Source organism: Mesorhizobium sp. M7A.T.Ca.US.000.02.2.1, assembly GCF_003996995.1.
Lineage (GTDB): Bacteria > Pseudomonadota > Alphaproteobacteria > Rhizobiales > Rhizobiaceae > Mesorhizobium.
The window spans coordinates 1-4,812 of sequence record NZ_RZTT01000434.1 but is presented as its reverse complement, the minus strand read 5'-3'; the positions used below and the strand labels follow the sequence as shown (position 1 = coordinate 4,812).

Genomic DNA, 4,812 nt, shown 5'->3' with positions numbered 1-4,812 from the left:
GTCTGGGGCCGGCAAGTGCTGGCCACCGGCCAGAGCGAACCGGCGGCGCGGCTTGCCGGCATCAACGTCGCACGGGTGCGGTTGATTGCCTATATGCTGTGCGGCACGGCGGCGGCGCTCGCCGGCTTCCTGCTTGCCGGCTTCAGCGGCGGGGCAGCACTCAACATGGGTGACGCCTATCTGATGGAATCGATCGCCGTGGTGGTGCTTGGCGGCACCAGCGTCGCTGGTGGGCAGGCCAACGCGGTAGGCATATGGGGGGCTGCGTTGTTCTTCAACCTGATGTCTACCATGCTCAACACCTTTGGCATCCAGGCAGGCGTGCGCTTCCTTTTGACCGGCGTGCTGATCATCCTGATCGTCGCTCTCGTGCCGAGGCCTCGCGTTAGATGACATCCGCCACTGACACGCTCGCCAAGCTGTTCGAAACAAAGGCGGTTTCCTTCATCGATCTGACGCATCCGATGAAGCCCGGCATGCCGGTGTGGCCGACGCACCCGCATTACTGCCAGGAGATGGTGGAATCCTACGACCGCGGCGACGTCGCCTGCAACCATGCGTTGGCTATGAGCGAGCACACCGGCACGCATTTCGACGCGCCGGTCCATTTCATCCGCGGCGGTGCTGCCATCTCCGGCATTCCGGTCGAGCGTTTCTTCGGCCGCATGGTGACGATCGATGCGCGTGGCTGTCGGCCCCGGCAGGCGGTCGAGCCGGATGCTATCTTCGCTTTCGAGGCCGAACAGGGCCGCGTACGGCAGGGCGACGCCGTGTTCTTCCATTTCGGCTGGGACCGGTTCTGGGACGATCCGGCCACATTTCTCGCCGACTGGCCCGGCCTGTCGCGGCAGGCAAGCGAATTGCTGGTCGAGCGCGGTGCGCGCATCGTCGGCTCGGACTGCCTGTCGATCGATTGTTTCGGCAGCGAGGATTTCCCGGCGCACAATACGTTGCTTTCAGCCGGCATCCTGATCGGCGAGAATTTCGCACGGCTTGGTGACTTGCCGCCTCGGTGCTTCCTGATCAGCTTGCCGCTGGCGATCGAAGGCGGCACCGGATCACCACTGCGCGCCGTCGCGCTGGTCGAGGGCTAATTCCGGCTTACGAGAAGTCCAGCTGAACCTTGAGCGTTCGCTCCGGTTCCTTCTCGATCAAGTCGAAGGCTGCGCGTGCATCCGCCGCCGCGAAGACCTGCGTGATCATGCCTTGCGGATCGAGCCGCTTGTCGGCCAGCCATTCGACGACGCGCGGCAACAGCCGGCGGTTCAGGCGCGAGCCGACGATGGTCAGTTCCTTGCGCACCACTTCCTGCTGGCTGAGGTTGGATGGGGCGTCCGAAAAGCCGAGCAGGCCGATGCGGCCCGCCGGGCTGGCCAGCCGGCAAGCCTCGTCAAGAAGTGCGGGAATGCCGGCGCCGTCAATGACCAGCGTCGGGCCAAGACCGTCATTTTCAGCGCGCACCGCGGCCGACACGGGATCGCGCACGGAGTGGATCACCCTGTCGGCACCGAAGCGGAGCGCTCGCTCCAGGCGGGCTTCGTCGATATCGGCAACGATGCAGCGTGCGCCCTTGAGCTTGGCGACCTGCAGGACAGTGACGCCGACCGTGCCGGCGCCATAGATCAGCGCTGTGTCCTCGGGTCCGCAACCGGTACGATCGAGCACATTGGCGGCGATGGAAAACGGCTCGGCCAGTGCCGCCAGCCCAAACGGCATATCCCTTGGAACCGGTATGACATTTGCCGCCGGCACCGCGACGAAGGCGCGAAAACCGCCGTCGCGGTGAACGCCCATCACTTCGAGGTTGGCGCAGACATTGGAGCGGCCGACCCGGCAGGGATAGCAGTGGCCGCACGACACCACGGGATCGACCACCACACGGTCTCCCGTCGCAATGCCGGTCACATTGCGTCCGAGCGCTGTTACGGTGCCGGCGAATTCATGGCCGATGATACGTGGATAGACGGCGAACGGATTGGAGCCATGCAGGATGTGAATGTCGGAGCCGCAGATGCCGGCACGGCTGACATGAACGACGACTTCGCCTGCCCCGGGCTGGGGTATCGTGCCCTGCCGGACTTCCAGCGACTGCGGCGCGCGAACGAGAACTTCAAGCATGGCCTCACCACTTGTATACTAGTCGACAAGTGGCTCAATCTCGCTGTTTCGTCAAGCGCTCATGGCGGCTGTTAGACAGCCTCTTACCCGACACGTTGCGCACGAAATCGGAACGGGCGTTCACTGAAACGCAAATGCCCTGGCGTCCGCAGTTTGGACGCTCAATGCGCTGTCTTGCCGGTTTCCTCTCGAAGGGGCGGGCAGTCAAAATTTGTTGACTTCCATCAAGGAGGAAATGACTACCGCTTGCCTGTATCGCGGGTGCCGAATCTCCAGTGTTCTGCGCCTGCACGGGCACGGTCGTGAAAGCAAGTGGCAGCAGTGCGAGGCAAGTTCCCGCGATCAGTTCATTCCGCATAGTCGCACCCCAAATTGGCCCCTCGGGTGCCGCAAAGGCATTGAGGGCCACAAATCGCTGGCTCCCTTTTCCCGGATCGATTAAATATGTCTCAATTACTCATGTTATCGATCAGGGCGATGGCGCGCTTGGAGTGAAGCGAAGCCGGCACTGCTGAAAACGAACTCCGACGATCCGAATTGAAAATGTTGCAGTTATATCACAGGTCGACCAACCCCAGCGGGATCAGCCCGGTGAGCTTCGACATGTCGGGTCACGACGACGCGGAAGCCGAGCGGTTGTGCGCCGGCCATTTTTTAACGGTCATCGGGGAGGTCGCGATCGAAACAGGGCTGGGTGTCCTCTCCGCTGTGCGTGGCGTGACATGTGGCCTCGCCGATCTGAACGTCATGACGTGTTTCTTCCCGCCCTCGCCGTTACGGGTGCGGGGGATTGGAATGCCGGGTTCGGACAAGGTGCTCATGTTGCGAAGCATGGAAGGTCCGCTGGTCGTTGAGCAGGATGGACGGAAGATAGAAGCCGCGCTTGGAGATTTCCTCTTTGTATCCGGTGAGATGGCCTACGACTGGTATCTGCCCGAAGGGGGCAGGCTGGACTGCGGCAGCCTGCCCGGCGCCGCTTTCCGCGTTTCCGGCGAGACGCTTTCCAGGCTGATGCTGCGACCGATCCCGAGAACGTTTCCTCCGCTCCAGCTTCTGATCACCTACGGCGCTTATCTGTTGATGCGTGGCCCGCATTCAGCCAACGAGGCGGAGATGGCCAATGCCCATTTCAACGAAATACTTCCGCTCGTCGTCGCCTATCTGGAAACCCCATCAACGGTGGAACGTGACCGGCTGCACCCTGTTAAACGCTATATCGATGATCACCTGGGGGATGGCGATCTGAGCATTTCCGCTGTGGCCGCTGTCCTCGATGTTACACCACGATATGTCCAGAAGTTGTTTCAGCGCGAAGGGACGACATTTTCGAGATATCTTCTCGAACGGCGCCTGGCCGAGGCGCGCAAGCTGCTGTTGCGGGGAACGGGAACGCTTTCGATAGGCGCCACTGCCTATGAAGTCGGTTTCGGGGATATCTCCTACTTCAACCGCACCTTCCGAAAGCGTTATGGCGTGGCGCCTTCCAGCGTTCGGGATGAAGCGCGGCAGACCCTTGGTTGAGTGGCCAATAGCCCGGGCAGAGACCGTCGGAATAGTGCGGCGAACCCTTGGGGCGTTGCCGATACTGCGTATACGAGGATACCTACATCCGTTAAGCTGAGCGCCGCGTCAAACGGGAGCATCGATTGCGAGGATTTGCGGAAAGCGTGATGCAGGGGCCGCGAACCGTGGCCGAACAGGTCGCCAATGTCCTGCGCGAAGCGATTGCCGGTGGAACCATCAAGGCGGGCACTCCGCTGCGCCAGGACGAATTGGCCGAGCAGTTTGGCTTCAGCCGCATGCCAATTCGTGACGCCCTTCGCCAATTGGAAGCCGAAGGCATTGTTTCCATCCATCCGACAAAAGGCGCGCAGGTCGCCCGGATGGACGGCGCCGAGATCGGTGAAATCTACGCACTGCGCGAACTGCTTGAATGCGAGGCGGTGCGGCTTTCGCTTCCCAACCTCGCCGGCGCGAAGCTCGACGAGGCGGAACAGGTGCTCGACCAGATCGACGCGGAGCGCAATGTCGGCCGATGGGGTGCGCTGAACCGTGCCTTTCATCTGGCTCTCTACGACGCCTGCGGTAACCGTCGATTGCTCGGCCTGATCGAGGCGCACCACAATGCCGCAGATCGCTACGTCCGCATCCTCCTGTCGAACCTGGATTATCGCAGCCGCTCGCAGACGGAGCACCGCGACCTGCTGGCCGCCTGCAGGGCGCGCAAGGAGGACAAGGCCATAAGCATTCTGAGGCAGCATCTTCGCGAGGGAAGCGAGACGCTGGTCAGCGCGATCAGGGAAGATGGCCTGTCGCGAAAATCCTGACGGCGTGGCTTGAGCTCCGGTTGCCTCTGCGCGCGATCACTGCCACATATTGCAACATCGATACTCGATCCAGGATCATCATGTCCCCCGACAGCAGCCTGCCGGCGCGCGCCCTTGCTCCACGTCGCCACGAAGAGATCCTGCGGCGGCTGGGCGCTCACGGGTCTGTCAGTGTCGCCGAGCTGGCCGGGTTCTTCGATGTCTCACGCGAAACCATCCGCCGCGACCTGAAACTGCTGTCGGATAAAGGGCAGCTCGGCATCGTCCATGGCGGCGCTGCCCGTTTCGAGCCGAGCGAACCGGCAATGAGCCTGCGCAGCCAGGAGAATGCCCGGGGCAAGGCTGCCATCGGCAGGATAGCTGCCGG

General features: G+C 62.3%; 5 protein-coding genes and 1 pseudogene. 5 read left to right on the top strand and 1 reads right to left on the bottom strand.

Annotation, left to right across the window (positions count from 1 at the left end):
- Window positions 1-393 (top strand): annotated as a pseudogene (locus EOD15_RS28590) (ABC transporter permease); the annotation flags it as partial.
- A complete protein-coding gene (locus tag EOD15_RS28585) occupies window positions 390-1,094 on the top strand; it encodes a cyclase family protein (RefSeq protein ID WP_127319843.1) in 705 nt (234 codons plus the stop codon). The pseudogene EOD15_RS28590 and the gene EOD15_RS28585, both read left to right, overlap by 4 nt.
- Window positions 1,095-1,101: 7 nt before the next feature.
- Here EOD15_RS28585 and EOD15_RS28580 read toward each other — a convergent pair whose 3' ends face one another.
- Window positions 1,102-2,118: a Zn-dependent oxidoreductase gene (locus EOD15_RS28580; protein ID WP_127319845.1), complete on the bottom strand. Its 1,017-nt coding sequence runs from the start codon at window positions 2,116-2,118 to the stop codon at window positions 1,102-1,104.
- A gap of 591 nt (window positions 2,119-2,709) precedes the next feature.
- On the opposite strand from EOD15_RS28580, the gene EOD15_RS28575 reads away from it, so the two are divergent.
- The 3 genes from EOD15_RS28575 to EOD15_RS28565 all read left to right on the top strand — a co-directional run.
- A complete protein-coding gene (locus EOD15_RS28575) occupies window positions 2,710-3,639 on the top strand; it encodes an AraC family transcriptional regulator (protein WP_164748649.1) in 930 nt (309 codons plus the stop codon).
- A 149-nt stretch (window positions 3,640-3,788) separates the two neighbouring features.
- Window positions 3,789-4,445: a GntR family transcriptional regulator gene (locus EOD15_RS28570; RefSeq protein ID WP_127319849.1), complete on the top strand. Its 657-nt coding sequence runs from the start codon at window positions 3,789-3,791 to the stop codon at window positions 4,443-4,445.
- 80 nt (window positions 4,446-4,525) lie between these two features.
- Window positions 4,526-4,812: DeoR family transcriptional regulator (locus EOD15_RS28565; RefSeq protein WP_148129672.1), on the top strand; the 287-nt coding region annotated here is incomplete at its 3' end.

What these genes read in the sequence shown, in the direction of transcription:
- EOD15_RS28585 (WP_127319843.1), top strand. Translation starts at nt 390, where the DNA reads ATGACATCCGCCACTGACACGCTCGCCAAGCTGTTCGAAACAAAGGCG.
- EOD15_RS28580 (WP_127319845.1), bottom strand. Translation starts at nt 2,118, where the DNA reads ATGCTTGAAGTTCTCGTTCGCGCGCCGCAGTCGCTGGAAGTCCGGCAG.
- EOD15_RS28570 (WP_127319849.1), top strand. Translation starts at nt 3,789, where the DNA reads ATGCAGGGGCCGCGAACCGTGGCCGAACAGGTCGCCAATGTCCTGCGC.